The sequence below is a fragment of the Cryobacterium sp. TMT2-17-1 genome, from assembly GCF_004402765.1.
In the GTDB taxonomy this organism is placed as follows: domain Bacteria; phylum Actinomycetota; class Actinomycetes; order Actinomycetales; family Microbacteriaceae; genus Cryobacterium; species Cryobacterium sandaracinum.
Map to the genome: position 1 here is coordinate 17,559 of NZ_SOGC01000049.1, position 15,973 is coordinate 33,531.

The window sequence follows — 15,973 nt, forward strand, 5'->3', positions numbered from 1 at the left end:
AAAAGGTGCTGGTCGAGGCGGCCGCCTGTGCGGCGCGGCCGCCCCGATCAGCAGGTGCTGCTTTCGGCGACTAGTACCGGTCGACTGCCGGCGGGGTCGGGGTCTCGAGCACGGTACCGGCGGTCGCTTCCCAGGCTTCGGCCCACGTGCCATCCTCGTACGCCTCATCGAGCACATCGTTGATGAAGGTGCGGAACTCGGTGTCGTCCTTCTTCAGGCCGATGCCGTAGGGCTCCTTGGTGAAGGGGTTGTCGACAACCTCGAACTCACCGGCGTTCTGGTCGGCGAGGCCGGCCAGGATAACGTTGTCCGTGGTCACGGCGACAACCTCGCCGCTGCGGAGCGGGCCCAAGCAGTTGGAGTAGGTGTCGGTCGCGATCACGTTGTCGGAGTACGCGGCGATGTTCTTCTCCGACGTCGAGCCGCTCACGGTGCAGACGGGCTTGCCGGCGAGGTCCTCCGGGCCGGTGATCTTGTCGGGGTTGCCGGCGAGCACAAGCAGGTCCTGGCCGGCCTGGTAGTACGGTCCGGCGAAGTCGACGACCTCCTTGCGGGTGTCGTTGATCGTGTAGGTCGCGACGACAAGGTCAACCTGGCCGTTCTGGAGGAAGGGCTCGCGGTTGGCCGAGACGGTCTCGGTCCACTTGATCTTGTCGGCGGAGATGCCGAGTTTCGCGGCGATGAGCTTGCCGATCTCGACGTCGAAGCCGACCGGGTTGTTGTCCGGGCCCTTGAGGCCGAACAGCGGCTGGTCGAACTTGGTGCCGATGGTGATCGCCCCGGCCTCGTTCAACGCGGCCATGGAGGTGCCGGCTTCGAACTCAACCGTTTCCTCGACCGGTGCGGCCTCGGGCGTCTGGGCGGAATCGGTACATCCGCTCAACGTGAGAACGCTCGCGAGGGCAATGGCCGAAATCATTAGACCTTTAGTGAGTCTCATGGGTATCTCCTGATTGCTGTGTCGTCCTGCACACCGGTTAGTGGGCAAGTATTTTGGAGAGGAAGTCCTTCGCTCTCGAGCTCTGGGGGTTGGTGAAGAACTGCTCGGGCGTGGTCTCCTCGACGATCTCGCCCTCGGCCATGAAGATGACCCGGTCGGCGGCGCGGCGGGCGAAGCCCATCTCATGCGTGACGACGATCATGGTCATGCCGTCGTTAGCCAGGTTGATCATGACCTCGAGCACCTCGTTGATCATCTCGGGGTCGAGCGCACTGGTCGGCTCGTCGAGCAGGATGACCTTCGGGTCCATGGCGAGAGCCCGTGCGATCGCGACCCGCTGCTGCTGTCCACCGGAGAGCTGGGCGGGCATCTTCTTGGCCTGGTTGGCCACGCCGACACGCTCGAGGAGGACCATGGCCTTTTTCTCGGCCTCGGCCTTCGACAGGCCGCGCACCTTGATCGGCCCGAGGGTGACGTTCTCGAGGACGGTCTTGTGGGCAAAGAGGTTGAACGCCTGGAACACCATTCCGACGTCCGCGCGCAGCTTGGCCAGCGCCTTGCCCTCGGCCGGCAGCTTGACGCCGTCGATCGTGATGACGCCCGCGTCGATGGTCTCGAGCCGGTTGATGGCCCGGCAGAGGGTGGACTTGCCGGAGCCACTCGGCCCGATCACCACCACGACCTCGCCGCGGTTGACCACGGCGTTGATCTTCTTCAGCACGTGAAGGTCACCGTAGTGCTTGTCCACGTCACTGATCACGACGAGAGGCTCACCGCGCAACACCGTGATGTTGGACGTCGCCGGCGCAGATTCTGTAGGCTCCATGTCCCAAACCTAGGCTAGAACAGGGTTTCTCAGAACCACCAAGCCGGTGGTTACCGAGCTGTGATAATCAGCTGCGCTGAGCAAATGCGCTTTCATACAGGCAAACACTGGCGGCCGTCGCCAAGTTCATCGATTCGGCGTGACCGTAGATGGGAACAGAAATGGACCGGTCGACCACGGCGAGATCTTCGTCGGTCAGTCCGCGGGCTTCGTTGCCGAACAGCCACGCCGTCGGAGCGACCAGAAGCCCCTCGGTGCGGGCAGCGAGCAAATCGGTGCCCTTGACGTCGGCGGCGAAGATCTGCAGGCCGGCGGACCGGGCCCGTTCGCGCACGTCGGAGAGCGTCGCGCTGACGGCGACGGGGAGGTGGAAGATCGAGCCGGTCGAGGAGCGCACGACCTTCGGGTTGTACAGGTCCACGCTGCGGCCGGTGAGGATCACGGCGTCGGCGCCGGCGGCATCCGCGGCACGGATGATGGTGCCGGCGTTTCCGGGGTCGCGCACCTCTTCGAGGATGGCGATGAGCTTGGGCTCGTTGGCGAAGATGTCCTTGACCGAGGTGGGAAACTGACGGCACACCGCGATGAAACCCTGCGGCGTGACCGTGTCGGCCATCGTTTCGAGCACCTGCTCGGTGACGAATTCGAGCTCGGCGCCCACCTCTTGGGCGACCTGGGCGATCTCGGGGTGCCGCTCGAGGGCGGTGGGGGTCACGAAGAGCTCCACAACAAGGTCGGGCCGGAAGTTGAGGGCCTCGGAGACCGACTGGGGGCCTTCCAGGAGGAACAGCCCCGCCTCGGAGCGAGCGGCTCGATTCGCCAGTTTCGCGACAGCCCGCACGCGCGGAGAACGGGGATTATCTAACATGCCTCCAGCTTACTTGCCGGGGCGGGGCGGCTGTGTTCCCGCTCGGGGCACACGCGGCGACCCGGCGAACCGGCCCCGGGCACGCAAAACGGGAGCGGGCGCGGGGCCCGCTCCCGTGGAGAGTGCGTGTTAGTGCTGGTGCCGGCTGACAGCTACGCGGCGACCCGGGGTGCTGACGTGTCGGCGGGCAGTGCTGCCTTGGCGCTCTCGACGATGGCCGCGAACGTGGCGGGCTCGTTGACGGCCAGCTCGGCCAGGATGCGACGGTCGACCTGAATGCCGGCCAGGGCGAGACCCTGGATCAGACGGTTGTAGGTCAGGCCGTTCGCGCGGGACGCAGCGTTGATCCGCTGGATCCACAGGCGACGGAAGTCACCCTTGCGTGCACGACGGTCACGGTAGCTATAGGTAAAGGAGTGAGTGAGCTGCTCCTTGGCTTTGGTGACCAGACGCGAGCGCTGACCGCGGTAACCCTTGGCGCGCTCGAGAATAACGCGACGGCTCTTATGGGCGTTTACGGCCCTCTTGACTCTTGCCATTTTCTTAGTTCCTTACGGGGTACGGGTCTAGCGACCGAGAAGCTTCTTGATGACCTTGGTGTCGGCCTTGGCCAGCACCTGGTCGTGGTTCAGGCGGGACTTGCGCTGGGTGCTCTTGACCTCGAGGTTGTGGCGCAGGCCGGCCTGCTGCTTCATGATCTTGCCGGAACCGGTGACCTTGAAGCGTTTCTTCGTCCCGGAGTGGGTCTTCATCTTAGGCATCTTTTTCCTCCAGTTTCGCTGCCTTATCAGCAACTTTGTCAGCCTTGTCGGCAACCTTTTCTGCCCGATCGGCAGCCTTGTGTGCATTGATCTCGGCCTTGGCTTCCGCTTTGTTCTTCAGCGGGCCAACGACCATGACCATGTTTCGACCGTCAATGGTCGGGCTCGATTCCACGGAACCGAACTCGGCGACATCCTCGGCAAATTTTTGGAGCAGACGTACGCCCTGGTCGGGACGGGACTGTTCGCGGCCACGGAACAGAATCATGGCCTTGACCTTGTCACCGGCCTTCAGGAAGCCCTCGGCGCGCTTGCGCTTGGTCTCGTAGTCGTGCTTATCAATCTTGAGACGGAAACGAACCTCTTTCAGGATCGTGTTCGCCTGGTTGCGCCGGGCCTCCTTGGCCTTCTGCGCAGCCTCGTACTTGAACTTGCCGTAGTCCATGATCTTGGCAACGGGCGGCTTCGAGGTCGGTGCAACCTCGACGAGGTCAAGATCGGCCTCCTGTGCAAGGCGCAGCGCAACATCGATGGCCACGACCCCAACCTGCTCGCCGTTAGGACCAACGAGACGGACTTCGGGGACGCGGATACGGTCATTTGTACGGGGATCGCTGATGCGTCTCTCCTCTTCTCATGCATCGTGGCTACAGCCAGGAGACGGATGTCGCCCGGAGACGAAGAGAGGAAAAACGCGTCTGGATTGTCGGAGAAAACTGCCCGAATACCACAGACGACACCCTGTCTACCCACGCGGAGCGGATTCCTGTTGGAGTCCAGCGCCGCGAAGGCGGAGTGCAACTACCCGGTAACCTATATGAAGCGGTATGCGCGGGTGGGAGATTATCCACTTTCGTACCGAGACTTGCATCTCGGAGCCCGGTCGAGTCTAACAGAGGAATGCAGTGACCAACAGCAACGAGCAGGATGCAGCCCAGGCAACACGCGATATCGCCGACGTGCCGGCCGTGGAGATCATCACGACGGCATCCGTTCACCTGATGAGCGCCGCCGCGGTCAAGGTCGGCCTGGCCGACGACCCGGAGAACCAGACCGACCTCGACGAGGCGCGCAAGCTGATCACGGCCCTCGCCGGCCTGATCACCGCCGCGGCCCCCGACATCGCCGACATGCACGCGCGCAGCCTGCGCGACGGTCTGCGATCGCTGCAGCTGGCCTTCCGGGAGGCCTCGGCCATCCCCGACGCGATCGGCCAGGGTCCGGGAGAAAAGTTCACCGGGCCGGTCAACTAGGGACGAACAGCCGGCTCGGATGGGTCGCGGTGCGGCTCCCTAAAGTGACCTAGCACCGTGGAAAACCCCGTCGACTCCGGCGGGGGTTTCTGTGGTCGAATTGGTTCGGGCCAGAGCCGCTACGGGGCCACGACCTCAGGTCTGGCAGCGCGGGCACCAGTAGGTGACCCGCAATTCGAGCTCGGTGCGGCCGAGCCGGCCCTGCTCGACCGCGGTACCGCAGCGCCTGCAGGGCTGGCCGGCGCGGCCGTAGACCCAGCTCTGCATGCTGCGCCGGGCATTGCCGGTCGTGATCCGCTCCGTGCGGTCACGGTTCGCCAGGATCAGGCGGCGGGCGAGGGCGACGAGGCCCAGGACATCCGTCACCTCGGCCACCGGCCGGGACGGCAGCAGGCCGCGAAGAAAACCCAGCTCGTTCACGTAAACGTTGCCGAGCCCGGCGAGGTTGCCCTGGTCGGCGAGCGCCACCGCGATGGGTTGCGCGGGACGTGATTCGAGGCGACGCACGGCTTCGGCCGCATCCCAGTCGGGGCCGAGGAGGTCAGGTCCGAGGTAGTCGAGGAGCGCGGCCTCCTGATTGAGCGGCACCACCTCGAGCAGCCCGAGTTCGAAGCCCACAGCCACCCACTCCACCGTCTCGAGAACGATGCGCGCCTGGAACGCGGGGCGGCGCCAGGCGCTCCCATGACGGTAGAGGTGCCACGACCCCTCCATTTTCAGGTGAGAGTGGATGCTGGCCTCCCCTACGCGCATCAGCAGGTGCTTCCCGCGACTGAGAACCTCGTGCACGGTCTGCCCGGTCAGGTCGACGGTGGCGAACGCCGGCACCCGCACGTCGCAGCGGGTGAGCCGGGCTCCGTGCAGGGCCTGGTCGAGGTTCCACGCGGTGCGGTAGACGGTGTCACCCTCAGGCATGCAGCTTCACTCCCCGCGGGGTTACGCCGAATCCGGCCGCGAGCAGGGCGGTGCCCACCGCTGTTCCGATCACGAACACGCCGTTGACGGTCTCCACGCCGAGCTTCGGAACCCGCCCAGCGGTGACCGTGCCGGCAAGGGTCGCCGCGGCGAGGGTCAGGACCGCAGTCGGTCCGCCATTTTCGACGGCGGGTTCACGGTTCCCGTCGGCACGGTTCCCGTCGGCACCGTTCCCGTCGGCACCATTCCCGGCCGCTTTGTTCCCGGCCGCTCCGTTTCCGGCCGCTCCGTCGAACGCGAGCACGGTCTTGCCGCCGCGTTCGACGTAGAGCACCAGGGCCCCGTCGACGAGCACGACCAGCGCGCCGGCCTTCCGTCCGGGGCGGTGCCCGGTGCCCTCGGGCAGCGGAGGCCAGGGCAGCACCGAGCCGTAGGGGTTCGCCGGGTCGGTGGCGGCGAGGGTGATCGCCACCGGTTCCGGATGCTGTGCCTCGGCGACGTAGGAGCGCAGCCGGTCGATCGTGCCGACCGTGGCGAACTGGGCGGCCCCGAGACCCTCGATGAAGTAGCCGCGCCGGCACCGCCCCATCTCCTCGAAGCCGCTGAGGGTGCGGTAGACGAGGGCGAAGCCGCCCGTCACGCCCTCCCCCATCACCGAACCCCGGGTGACGACGCCGTAGCGTTCGAGCAGGGTCTCGCCAAGGGCGTGCGCCCGACGGGTGGGCGAGTCATCGGCGACCGGAACGATCGACCAGCGCCCGGATACGGTCGGTGGCCCGGTGCGGGACGGGAGGGTGCCACGCGCGGGGATGCGGCCGCCGTGCAGCCGGGCTCGCGGGGCGGCCCGGCGGGTGCTGTGCGCCGCGCGCCCGCCGGAGAGCAGGGCGCGTACGGGGGCGAAGGTGTCGTTGCCCACCAGTCCCGCCCAGACCAGGTCCCAGAGGGCGGCGGCGAGGCCGGCGTCGTCCTGGCTGCCGACGGCATCCGCGAGTTGACGGAAGAAGAAGGCCCCGCCGCCGGCCAGGGTGGTCAGAATCTCCTGCTGGAGCGCAGTGGTCTCCAGCGGGGTGGGCAGCGGCAGGGTGAGCGGCGCCGTGTCGCGCAGGTGCATGCTGATCCAGCCGTCGTTGCCGGCCAGCGTGCCGGCGCCGGCCCAGAGCACCTCGCCCGTGTTGGTGAGCTCGTCGAGCATGCCCGGCCGGTAGTCTGCGACGCGGGAGGGCAGCACAAGCGTCTCCCAGGCGGATGCCGGGATGCGCGCCCCCTCCAACTGTTCGATCACGGATGCGACCCCGTCGATCCCGCGCAGGCGCCCGCCCACATGCTGCCAGGCCGGCAGGAACCGGCCCATTGTGACCTGGTCGACCGGCTCGACCTCGTGCCGGAGCGCGGCCAGGGAGCGGCGGCGGAGGCGCCTCAGCACCTCGGCGTCGCACCACTCGCTGCCGGTGCCGTGCGGCCGGAACTCGCCCTCGAGGAGGCGGCGGGCCCCGGCCAGCCGCCGGAGGGCGACGAGCGCCACGGCCGGACCGAGCCCGAAGCGCGCGGCCACGTCGGTGAGAGTGAACGGGCCGTGGGTGCGGGCGTACCGGCTGACCAGGTCGCCGAGCGGGTCCGGCACCGGCTCGGTGAACACGGCCGGGACCCCCTGCGGCAGGGGGACGCCGAGGGCGTCGCGAAGCCGGGCGGCGTCTTCGATGGCCGCCCACCACTGCTGCCCGGCGAAACCGACCGGGATGATGCGCCGGGCGTCGAAAAGCACCTGCAGGCCCTCGGCGGCGCCCGGTGACACGGCGGGGTCGAGGCGGGCGGCCACCTCCGCCGTGGTGAGCGGTCCGAGGCCGCGGAGCAGGTCGGCGATGCCCTCGACTCCGCGCGCCTTCCGGTCGGCCGGCAGCCGCTGCAGTTCCAGGTCGGTCTGCTCGATCACGGCCGGGTCGAGCAGCTCGCGCAGCTCCACCCGACCGAGCAACTCGGCCAGCAGGCTGGAATCGAGCGAGAGGGCGGTGGCGCGCCGCTCGGCGAGCGGGGAATCTCCCTCGTACATGAACGCGGCCACGTAGCCGAAGAGGAGGGTGCTCGCGAACGGGCTCGCGGCATCCGTCTGGGTCTCGACCAGGCGCAGGGCGCGACTGTCGATGCGGCGGGTGAGGGCCAAGAGGGCGGGCAGGTCGTAGACGTCCTGCAGGCACTCGCGCACGGTTTCGAGGATGATCGGGAAGGTCGGGAAGGTGCGGGCCACGTCGAGCAGCTGCGCGGCCTTCTGGCGCTGCTGCCAGAGCGGTGACCGCCGGCCCGGGTTGTAGCGCGGGAGCAGCAGTGCCCGCGCGGCGCACTCGCGGAACCGGGCGGCGAACAGGGCCGACCCGCCGACTTCGTCGGTGACCATCTGTTCGAGCTCGGTCGGGTCGAAGACGAAGAGGGAGCTTCCGGGTGGGTCGGACTCGGTGTCGGGGATGCGCACGACGATGCCGTCGTCACTGGCCACGCAGGCCCCGTCGAGACCGTAGCGCTCCCGCACCCGGGCGCCCACGGCGAGGGCCCAGGGCGCGTGCACCTGCAGGCCGAACGGGGAGTGCAGCACCACCCGCCAGTCGCCGAGCTCGTCTCGGAACCGCTCGACGAGGAGGGTGCGGTCGGTCGGGACCTGACCGGTCGCGGCGCGCTGCTCGGCGAGGAAGGTCAGGAGGTTGTCAACGGCCCGCTCGTCGAGGCCGCTGGCCCGGCAGCGTACCCGGGCCTCCGCGTCGGGGAGCGCCGAGACCTCGCGCAGGAACGCGCCGATCGCCTCACCGAGCTCGGCCGGCCGGCCGAGGCCGTCGCCCTTCCAGAACGGCAGCCGCCCCGGTTCACCGAAGGCGGGCAGCACGAGCACCCGGTCGTGGGTGATCTCCTGGATACGCCAGCTCGTCGTGCCGAGGGCGAAAACGTCGCCGACCCGGGACTCGTAGACCATCTCCTCGTCGAGCTCCCCCACCCGGCGGCCGGTGGCCTGGTCGCCGCCGACCATGAAGACGCCGAATAGGCCGCGGTCGGGGATCGTGCCGCCGCTGGTCACCGCGAGCCGTTGCGCGCCCGGGCGCCCGGTGAGGATGCCCGTCTCCCGGTCCCAGACGATGCGGGGGCGCAGCTCGGCGAACTGGTCGGAGGGATACCGACCGGCAAGCAGGTCGAGGGTGGCCTCGTAGGCCGACCGCGGGAGGGCGTGGAAGGGGGCGCTGCGGCGCACGGTGTCGAACCACTCCTCCGCGTGGATGGGTTCGAGGGCGGTTGCCGCCACGGTCTGCTGGGCGAGGATGTCGAGTGGGTTGGACGGCACCTGCAGGGATTCGATCAGGCCGGCGGCCATGCGCTCGGCGGCGACGGCCGCGTGGATGAGATCGGCCCGGTGCTTGGGGAAGATCACGCCCCGGGAGACCTCGCCCACCTGGTGCCCGGCCCGGCCGATTCGCTGCAGCCCGCTGGCCACGGACGGCGGCGACTCCACCTGCACGACCAGGTCGACGGCGCCCATGTCGATGCCGAGTTCGAGGCTGGACGTCGCCACCACGCAGCGCAGCCGCCCGGCTTTCAGGTCGTCTTCGATCAGTGCGCGCTGCTCCTTGCTGACGGACCCGTGGTGGGCGCGGGCAAGCAGCGGCTCGGCCCCGGCGCTCTGGCCGCTGGCGCCCATGAGCGCGGCCGGCGGGCCGGGTGCCGCAGTGCCGACGGGCGCGAGGGCAGGCATCCGCTCGGTCATCACGGCCGGCATCGCGGCGGGCACGAGCTCGTCCTCGAGGCGTTGGGCATAGATCTCGTTGAAGCGCGCGGTCAGCCGTTCGGCCAGACGGCGGGAGTTGGCGAACACGATCGAGGAGGTGTGCGCCAGCACCTCGTCGACGATTGCCTCTTCCACATGCGGCCAGATGGACCCGGTCTGTGGGGCGGCGGCGGCCGTCGAACCCTCCCGCACCGGTGCCGGGCCGACCTGGCTCATGTCGTCGACGGGAACGACCACGCTGAGGTCGAATCGTTTGGTCGACACCGGTGCGACGATCTCCACCGGTGCGGACCCTCCGAGGAACCGGGCGACCTCGGCGGCCGGTCGCACGGTAGCCGACAGTCCGATGCGCTGGGCCGGGCGGGTGAGCAGGTCGTCGAGCCGTTCCAGTGAGACGGCCAGGTGCGCGCCGCGCTTGCTCGCCGCGACCGCGTGCACCTCGTCGATGATGACCGTGTCCACGGCGCGCAACGATTCCCGCGCCGCCGAGGTGAGCATGAGGAACAGCGATTCTGGCGTGGTGATCAGGATGTCCGGCGGCGTTTTGACCAAGCTTCGGCGTTCCGTGGCCGGGGTATCCCCCGACCGCACGCCGACGGTCACCCGGGGCGGGGCGAACCCGAGACGCTCGGCAGCCTGGACGATGCCCACCAGCGGGGCCCGCAGATTGCGTTCCACGTCGACGCCGAGCGCCTTGAGCGGCGAGATGTAGAGCACGCGGGTTCCCGGCGCGGTGACCCGGTCAGGACGCGCCGAGGCTTCCGAGACATCTGCGGCCTCTGCAGTATCCGCGGCCAGGCGGTCGATGGCCCAGAGGAACGCGGCGAGAGTCTTACCTGACCCGGTGGGGGCCACCACCAGCGCGTGCGAGCCCCGAGAGATGGCGTCCCACGCCCCGAGCTGGGCCTCGGTGGGTGCGGCGAAGGCCTGCGCGAACCAGGCGCGGGTGGCCGGGGTGAATCGGTGCAGAACCTCGTTCATACGACTATCCTCGCCGATCCGCCTGAGCCGGGCCACTCGAACCAATTCGACGGAGATTCTGAGCTAAAACGGGCTTTCCCGGACATCCAGGACCGATTTTGCCACAATCTCCGTCGAATTCGTTCGTGGCGGGGGCGGGGGCGCGGGCGGATCGCGGAGCGCGGGGCCCGGAATCCGGAGCCCGGAACCCGGAGCCCGGAACCGCCGACGATGGAAGAGGCCGCCTAGGCGGAGGGCAGCAGCTGCACGGTGAGGGAGTCCACCTGGGTGGCGATGACGTCGCTCGATGACCAGCGAGCCGCGAGCCGGGCGAGGGTCGCGTCGAGCTCGATGCGGGTCAGGCCGTCCACGAGCTCGAGACGCACAATTAGTTCCGGTCCGGCGAGGCGGGCGGCCGGGTCGCCGGGGGCCAGCTCAACCCCGAGCACACTCAGTTCGGTGGACACGGAGTCGGCAAAGGCATCCGCGACGTCGCGACTGGCATAGCTGGGGGTCCAGGGCAGGGACTGGGCGATGGCCCACAGGGCCGGGCGCCGCACCACGAACTCGGTGGGCGCGGTCGGATCGAGCACGACCAGATCGGTGTTCTCCTGAGCCGCGGCCAGCGCGACGCGCACGCCGTCGGCCGGGACCGGCCGGGCCCGCGTGTTCCACGCCGTCATCGCCGCGACCGAGGAGAACACGGGAAGCACCGTGCGGCCGTCGGGCCCGGCCACGGTGATGATCGACAGTTCCTGGGTCTTGTCGACGCGGAGGCCGGCCTCGGTGGTGCCCGATTGGCCGAGTTCGGTCACCAGGGGAACGAGCAGCCGTGAGCCACGGATGGCGTCGACCACCGTCTCTTCGCCGGCCTCCCGAGCCTGGAAGCGGCGCACGGCCGCCAGCAGCGGCTCGGGCGCGAGCCCGTCGTCGTCGCTGTGCATGTTGGGCTCAAACTGTCGTCCCTCCCACGGTTGCCCGGCGGAGTCGCCCCCTCCGGGTCCGCCGGGAAGGCCGGTGGAGCCGAGGTTACGCGCCCGCGACATCCAGTGCCTCGCTCAGGGTGAACGCCCCCGCGTAGAGGGCTTTTCCGACGATCGCTCCCTCGAGTCCGAGCGGTACAAGTTCGCGCAATGCGCGGAGGTCGTCGAGGCTGGAGATGCCGCCGGAGGCGACGACCGGTCGGTCAGTGCGCTCCATCATCTGGCGGAGCAGGTCGATGTTGGGGCCTTGCAGCGTGCCGTCCTTGGTCACATCGGTGACGACGTAGCGCGAGCAGCCAGCCTCCTCGAGACGGGCGAGCACCTCCCAGAGGTCCCCTCCCTCCCTGGTCCAGCCGCGGGCGGCGAGGGTGGTTCCGCGCACGTCGAGCCCGACGGCGACGGCGTCCCCGTGCCGGGCGATGACCTGCGCCGCCCACTCCGGGTTCTCCAGTGCCGCGGTGCCCAGGTTGATCCGGCTGACGCCCGCGTTCAGGGCCGCGTCCAGCGACGCGTCGTCGCGGATCCCGCCGGAGAGCTCGATCTTCACGCCCGTGACCTCGCGGATCACAGTGCGGATGACATCCGTGTTGTTGCCGCGACCGAAGGCCGCGTCGAGGTCGACGAGGTGGATCCACTCGGCGCCCTGGCGGGCCCAGTCAAGTGCCGCGTCGACGGGGTCGCCGTAGTTGGTCTCGGTGCCGGCTTCGCCCTGGGTCAAGCGAACGGCCTTGCCGTCGGCCACATCCACGGCGGGCAGCAGAACGAGACGGAGGGAAGGGGTATGCACAGTCATGGGTGTCCTCGGTTGGGAATGGTCGCGGCGACCGGGTCAGTCAGGGAAAAGTCAAGGTCAGTTCTTGACTGTGCCGAGCCAGTTATGGAGCAGACGGATGCCTGCCTCACCGGATTTCTCCGGGTGGAACTGGGTGGCGGTAAGCGGTCCGTTCTCGATGGCGGCCAGGAAAGGTTGTCCGTGCTCGGACCAGGTGAGAATCGGTTTCGGGAACGGCGGCATGACGTCGAGGGACCATTCCTGGGCGGCGTAGGAGTGCACGAAGTAGAAGCGCTCCTGCTCGAGGCCATGGAACAGCGTCGAGCCCTCCCCCGGCGTGACCGTGTCCCAGCCCATGTGCGGCAGCACCGGCGCCGTCAGCTGCGTCACGGTGCCGGGCCATTCGCCCAGCCCCTCCGTGTCCACGCCGCGTTCGACGCCGTGCTCGAACATGATCTGCATGCCCACGCAGATGCCCAGCACCGGGCGTCCGCCCGCGATCCGGCGGTCGATGATCTCGTCGCCGTGCACCGCCTTCAGAGCCTGCATGACGGCGCTGAACGCGCCCACGCCGGGCACGACGAGCCCGTCGGCCTCAAGCGCCTGACGGCGGTCGCCGGTCAGCGTCACCTCGGCCCCGGCGAGTTCGAGTGCCTTGACGGCGGAGTGCACGTTTCCGGTGCCGTAGTCGAAGACAACGACGCTGGTCACAGCGCACCCTTGGTCGAGGGGACGCCGGACACCAGCGGGTCGAGCGCCTTCGCCTGGCGGAACGCGCGGGCGAACGCCTTGAATTCGGCTTCGGCGATGTGGTGCGGGTCGCGGCCGCCCTGCACGGTGACGTGCACCGTGAGGCCGCCGTTGAAGGCGATAGCCTCAAACACGTGGCGCACCATGGAGCCGGTGAAGTGGCCGCCGATCAGGTGGAACTCGAAACCGGCCGGCTCGCCCTGGTGCACGAGGTAGGGGCGCCCGGAAATGTCGACGACGGCCTGTACGAGGGCCTCGTCGAGCGGCACGACGGCGTCACCGTAGCGGGAGATGCCGGATTTGTCCCCGAGAGCCTGCTTGATCGCCTGGCCGAGCAAGATGCCGACGTCCTCGACCGTGTGGTGCACATCGATCTCGATATCGCCGCGGGCGCGCACGGTGAGGTCGGTCAACGAGTGTTTCGCGAAGGCCGTGAGCAGGTGATCGAAGAACGGGACCGACGTCTGGATGTCCGACTCACCGGTGCCGTCGAGATTGAGCGACAGGTCGATGCTCGACTCGCTGGTCTCGCGCTGCAGGTGGGCGAAACGGGGCGAGGTGGTCGCGAAAGAGAAGCTCATACGACTAGTTTATTGGCCCGCGCCGTTCACGGCCGCCCAAGCGCCTCGAGGGCGTCGAGGAACGCCGTGGTCTCGGCCTCGGTGCCGGCGCTGACCCGCAGGTGGCCCGGGATGCCGACGTCGCGCACAAGGATGCCTTCCGCCAGCAGCGCCTCGAAGGTGGCCCGAGGGTCCTCAACGCCGCCGAACAGCACGAAGTTGCTCGCACTGCGCAGCGGAGTGTAGCCAAGCCGGGCCAGTTCGCTCACGATGCGGTCCCGCTGCCCGCGGATGTCGTCGACCATGGCAAGCATCGCGGGCGTGTGGACGAGCGCGGCGACCGCGGCAGCCTGGGTGAGCGCGGACAGGTGGTAGGGCAGACGAACCAGGCGGAGGGCATCCGTCACGGCGGGATCGGCGGCCAGATAGCCGACGCGCACACCGGCGAAGGCGAACGCCTTGCTCATGGTGCGGGACACCAGCAGGCGCTCCCGGCCGGGAAGCAGGCTCAGGGCCGTTGGCGCGTCATCCGTCCCGAACTCGGCGTACGCCTCGTCGACGACAACGATGCCGTCGCTCGCATCGTAGACGGCCGCGATCGTTTCCAGGGACAGGGGCGTGCCGGTGGGGTTGTTCGGCGAGCAGAGGAAGACGAGGTCAGGGGCAACCCGGTCGACCCACTCGAGCGCCGTGGCCGGGGAGAGTTCGAACTTTGCGTCACGACCGCCCGCGATCCAGCGGGTGCCGGTGCCGGAGGCCAGCAGAGGGTACATGGAGTAGGTCGGCGCGAAGCCGAGCACGGACCGACCCGGGCCGCCGAAGGCCTGCAGCACCTGCTGAAGAACCTCGTTGGAACCGTTGGCGGCCCAGATGTTCTTTCGGGTGAGGCCGTGACCGAGATAACGGGCGAGGGAATCCCGCAGCTCGGTGAACTCCCGATCGGGGTATCGGTTCACGGTTGTGACCGCCACGGCCAACGCCGCCACGATGTCCTGCGCCACCTCAGCCGGGATGCCGTGGGTGTTCTCGTTCACGTTGAGAGCCACCGGCACGTGCAACTGCGGCGCCCCATAGGGAGTGAGTCCGCGCAGATTATCGCGAAGGGGCAGATCGTTGAGACTGGTCACTCCCCCAATATTACCGGGGTGAGACCGGCGGGGGCTCGCCGCGGGTAGTTCACAGGTCGTTCGGAAGCGCCAGCCGCTGACCGGGCTGCACGCTGTCGGACGGCAGCTGATTGAGGCTCACAATCTCGGCGATCACCTCGCGCGGATCTGACGTGGGCGCGATTGTCTCGGCAAGTTGCCAGAGCGACTGCCCCGACTTGATGGTGACGTAGTCGAAGGCCGAGGCCACGTGAGCGACGGTCGAGTTCTCGGCGGCGGCGATGCCTCCGTTGAGGGCGACGGCCAGGGCCACGGCCACGAGCGGAAAGGCAGCCAGGGACGTGAAAACGACGCGACCGCGCCGGGTGAGTCGGAGCCGGGTGCGTCCGGTCGCGATGGGGGCGCCTCGTTCAAGTGCAGTGCTCATGTGATACCTCCTGTGAGAAGACGCATCCGACTCTCGGCCGGGAGAGCCGGATGCGAACTTATGTTCCGAATGTATATTCGATTATTCGAACAATCAAGCTTTATTCGGTAGTTTCTGAAATATTTGTTCCGACCCACTCGAATACATGTTTGTCTAATGAGCTCAACGCGGATACAGTTTCGATTGTTGATTGACACTCAATCAGGCACCCCCGACATTCGCGTGAATCGGCGGCATTCGCTGCTTGCTGCCAGCGCATCAATCAAAACGAGGAGCGACGAACGTGGCACAGAACACCAGCGGTCCCCGCGACAAGGGCGGCACCAGACGGCGCAAGAGCCTCAGCGAGAAGCAGCTCGCCATCCTCGACGTCATCCAGCGCTCGGTCAGCCAACGCGGCTATCCGCCGAGCATGCGCGAGATCGGCGACGCCGTCGGCCTGTCGTCACTGTCGAGCGTCACCCACCAGCTCAACCAGCTGGAACTGAGCGGTTACCTCCGCCGAGACCCGAACCGTCCCCGAGCACTGGAGGTGCTCATCGAGATTCCGCAGTCGCCCGAAGACACGACGGCCGGAGCCTCGGAAAGTTTCCACACCGGAGTGCAGGTCGGCGACGCCGCCATGGTTCCGCTCGTCGGTCGCATCGCCGCCGGCATCCCGATCACCGCCGAACAGCAGATCGACGAGATTTTCCCGCTACCCCGCCAGCTGGTGGGCAAGGGCGATCTGTTCATGCTCAAGGTGTCGGGCGAATCGATGATCGACGCCGCCATAATGGACGGCGACTGGGTCGTCGTGCGGCAGCAGAAGACCGCCGAAAACGGTGAAATCGTTGCAGCCATGCTCGACAACGAGGCAACCGTCAAGGTCTTCCGCCAGCGCGACGGGCACACCTGGCTACTGCCCCGCAACACCAACTTCGAACCCATCGTCGGCGATCACGCCGAGATTCTGGGGAAGGTTGTGGCAGTGCTGCGGTCGGTTTAGGGCATCAGCACTCAAGCACATCAGCATTTCAGGCCGACTCTTGGTCTCGACGGTTCCGACCAGCGTCGTGGAGACGCGCGCGTGTTGAGTCACCATGGTTATTT

The 15,973-nt window shown here is 68.0% G+C and carries 15 protein-coding genes and 1 pseudogene; 2 read left to right on the forward strand and 14 right to left on the reverse strand.

Annotation, left to right across the window (positions count from 1 at the left end; translation table 11 throughout):
* Positions 1–70: 70 nt before the first annotated feature.
* The 6 genes from E3O47_RS14325 to infC form a co-directional block, all read right to left on the reverse strand.
* Positions 71–940 carry a glutamate ABC transporter substrate-binding protein gene (locus tag E3O47_RS14325; RefSeq protein WP_104101238.1) on the reverse strand — a complete coding sequence of 290 codons (870 nt, stop codon included), beginning with the start codon at positions 938–940 and terminating at the stop codon, positions 71–73.
* A 37-nt stretch (positions 941–977) separates the two neighbouring features.
* Complete coding sequence (locus tag E3O47_RS14330; protein ID WP_104101236.1) at positions 978–1,766, reverse strand: amino acid ABC transporter ATP-binding protein; 789 nt, start codon at positions 1,764–1,766, stop codon at positions 978–980.
* A 67-nt stretch (positions 1,767–1,833) separates the two neighbouring features.
* Positions 1,834–2,634, reverse strand: coding sequence for an RNA methyltransferase (locus E3O47_RS14335; protein ID WP_104101233.1), 801 nt, complete (start codon positions 2,632–2,634; stop codon positions 1,834–1,836).
* A gap of 152 nt (positions 2,635–2,786) precedes the next feature.
* Positions 2,787–3,173 (reverse strand): 50S ribosomal protein L20, encoded by a 387-nt coding sequence (gene rplT / locus E3O47_RS14340; RefSeq protein ID WP_104101231.1) that lies wholly within the window; start codon positions 3,171–3,173, stop codon positions 2,787–2,789.
* 27 nt (positions 3,174–3,200) lie between these two features.
* Positions 3,201–3,395, reverse strand: a complete 195-nt coding sequence (gene rpmI / locus E3O47_RS14345; protein ID WP_104101228.1) for a 50S ribosomal protein L35 — start codon at positions 3,393–3,395, stop codon at positions 3,201–3,203.
* Positions 3,388–4,014: a translation initiation factor IF-3 gene (gene infC, locus E3O47_RS14350; protein ID WP_104101226.1), complete on the reverse strand. Its 627-nt coding sequence runs from the start codon at positions 4,012–4,014 to the stop codon at positions 3,388–3,390. The genes rpmI and infC overlap by 8 nt, the downstream gene beginning before the upstream one ends.
* A 286-nt stretch (positions 4,015–4,300) precedes the next feature.
* On the opposite strand from infC, the gene E3O47_RS14355 reads away from it, so the two are divergent.
* On the forward strand, positions 4,301–4,648 hold the full coding sequence (locus tag E3O47_RS14355) for a DUF1844 domain-containing protein (protein WP_104101224.1): 348 nt from the start codon (positions 4,301–4,303) through the stop codon (positions 4,646–4,648).
* 135 nt (positions 4,649–4,783) lie between these two features.
* Here the strand turns inward: E3O47_RS14355 and E3O47_RS14360 are convergent, their stop codons facing one another.
* The 8 genes and pseudogenes from E3O47_RS14360 to E3O47_RS14395 all read right to left on the reverse strand — a co-directional run bounded on the left by E3O47_RS14360 (position 4,784) and on the right by E3O47_RS14395 (position 14,881).
* Positions 4,784–5,563 carry a DNA-formamidopyrimidine glycosylase family protein gene (locus tag E3O47_RS14360; protein ID WP_134421013.1) on the reverse strand — a complete coding sequence of 260 codons (780 nt, stop codon included), beginning with the start codon at positions 5,561–5,563 and terminating at the stop codon, positions 4,784–4,786.
* Entirely contained in the window at positions 5,556–10,304 is a 4,749-nt protein-coding gene (locus tag E3O47_RS14365; RefSeq protein ID WP_134421015.1) for an ATP-dependent helicase, read from the reverse strand. The genes E3O47_RS14360 and E3O47_RS14365 overlap by 8 nt, the downstream gene beginning before the upstream one ends.
* A 224-nt stretch (positions 10,305–10,528) precedes the next feature.
* The gene (locus E3O47_RS14370) at positions 10,529–11,329 is read right to left on the reverse strand and encodes an SseB family protein (RefSeq protein WP_134421017.1); all 801 of its coding nucleotides are present in this window, start codon (positions 11,327–11,329) and stop codon (positions 10,529–10,531) included.
* Complete coding sequence (gene priA, locus E3O47_RS14375; RefSeq protein WP_134342198.1) at positions 11,313–12,059, reverse strand: bifunctional 1-(5-phosphoribosyl)-5-((5-phosphoribosylamino)methylideneamino)imidazole-4-carboxamide isomerase/phosphoribosylanthranilate isomerase PriA; 747 nt, start codon at positions 12,057–12,059, stop codon at positions 11,313–11,315. Before priA ends, E3O47_RS14370 begins: the two co-directional genes overlap by 17 nt.
* 57 nt (positions 12,060–12,116) lie before the next feature.
* Positions 12,117–12,740, reverse strand: a pseudogene (gene hisH, locus E3O47_RS14380) (imidazole glycerol phosphate synthase subunit HisH); the annotation flags it as partial.
* A 5-nt stretch (positions 12,741–12,745) separates the two neighbouring features.
* The gene (hisB, locus tag E3O47_RS14385) at positions 12,746–13,369 is read right to left on the reverse strand and encodes an imidazoleglycerol-phosphate dehydratase HisB (RefSeq protein WP_104101207.1); all 624 of its coding nucleotides are present in this window, start codon (positions 13,367–13,369) and stop codon (positions 12,746–12,748) included.
* A 26-nt stretch (positions 13,370–13,395) separates the two neighbouring features.
* Positions 13,396–14,475, reverse strand: a complete 1,080-nt coding sequence (locus tag E3O47_RS14390) for a histidinol-phosphate transaminase (protein ID WP_104101204.1) — start codon at positions 14,473–14,475, stop codon at positions 13,396–13,398.
* Positions 14,476–14,524: 49 nt separating this feature from the next.
* Positions 14,525–14,881 (reverse strand): LysM peptidoglycan-binding domain-containing protein, encoded by a 357-nt coding sequence (locus tag E3O47_RS14395; RefSeq protein WP_104101202.1) that lies wholly within the window; start codon positions 14,879–14,881, stop codon positions 14,525–14,527.
* Between the two features lie 283 nt (positions 14,882–15,164).
* On the opposite strand from E3O47_RS14395, the gene lexA reads away from it, so the two are divergent.
* Entirely contained in the window at positions 15,165–15,869 is a 705-nt protein-coding gene (gene lexA / locus E3O47_RS14400; RefSeq protein ID WP_104101199.1) for a transcriptional repressor LexA, read from the forward strand.
* The last annotated feature ends 104 nt before the right edge of the window (positions 15,870–15,973 follow it).